This is a genomic window from Marinitoga sp. 1154 (genome assembly GCF_013363285.1).
Lineage (GTDB): Bacteria > Thermotogota > Thermotogae > Petrotogales > Petrotogaceae > Marinitoga.
This window is the reverse complement of sequence record NZ_LBFB01000062.1, coordinates 1-1,223: the sequence shown is the minus strand read 5'-3', so window position 1 is coordinate 1,223 and position 1,223 is coordinate 1. Positions and strand designations below refer to the sequence as shown.

The 1,223-nt window shown below is 28.9% G+C and carries 2 protein-coding genes; both read left to right on the top strand.

Going from position 1 to position 1,223, the window contains the following annotated elements; genetic code table 11:
* A partial coding sequence (gene rfbG, locus XO12_RS11070; protein WP_175420346.1) for a CDP-glucose 4,6-dehydratase occupies nt 1-917 on the top strand: 917 nt, incomplete at its 5' end.
* A gap of 2 nt (nt 918-919) precedes the next feature.
* Nucleotides 920-1,223: DegT/DnrJ/EryC1/StrS family aminotransferase (locus XO12_RS11065; protein ID WP_175420345.1), on the top strand; the 304-nt coding region annotated here is incomplete at its 3' end.

Sequence of the window (1,223 nt, the reverse complement as noted above, 5' to 3'; positions counted from 1 at the left end):
AAAAAATAATAGATATACGTGGGGATATAAGAGATTATAATAAATTGAAACAAGTTTTTGAAGAATATAAGCCAGAAATTATTTTTCATTTGGCAGCGCAACCATTGGTTAGATTATCATATGAAACTCCACGAGAAACAATAGAAACAAATGTAATGGGAACAGTAAATGTATTAGAAGCGTTTAGAAATACAAGCGAATCCAAAATATTAATTAACATTACATCAGATAAATGTTATGAAAATCAAGAATGGATATGGGGATATAGAGAAAATGATCCAATGGGTGGATACGATCCATATAGTGCAAGCAAAGGAGCAAGTGAAATAGTTTCAAGTGCATATTTAAGATCATTTTTTAATCCTAAAGAATTTGAAAAACATAATAAGGTCATAGCCACAGTAAGAGCAGGAAATGTAATAGGTGGCGGAGATTGGGCAAAAGATAGAATAATTCCTGATTGTATAAAAGCATTAGAAGAAAATAAACCAATAGAAATTAGAAGTCCTCATGCAATTAGGCCTTGGCAACATGTACTTGAACCGTTAAGTGGATATTTACTTTTAGGTACAAAATTAGCGGAAAACCCAGAAAAATATAGTGGCCCATGGAATTTTGGCCCACATTTAAATTCAATAGTAACAGTAAAAAAAATAGTAGAAAAAGTTATAAAATACTATGGAAAAGGTAGATGGAAAGATTTATCAAATAAAAATCATCCACATGAAGCAAAATTATTGAATTTAGATATTAGTAAAGCTAAGTTTTATCTTAATTGGGAACCAACATTAAATATAGATGAAACAATAAAACTAACTGTGGAATGGTATAAAAATTATAAGAAAAATGATGTATTTGATTTATGTATAAATCAAATAGAATATTTCGAGAATAAAATAAAGTGGTTGGAGGATTAAAAATGGAAGAAATAAGAAAAGAAATAATAGAACTTACAAAAAAATATGCAAAAAATAAAATAAAAAAAGAATTTATACCTGGAAAAACAGTAATACCCTTTGCTGGAAGAGTATTTGATGAAGAAGAATATATAAATCTCGTTGAAGCATCACTTGATGGATGGCTTACAACAGGAAGATTTGCAGAAAAATTCGAATATGAATTTGCAAAATTTTTTGGAGTAAAAAGTGTAACGTTGGTAAATTCTGGCTCCTCCGCAAACTTGTTAGCATTATCTGCATTAACATCAAAAAAACTTGGAGAAA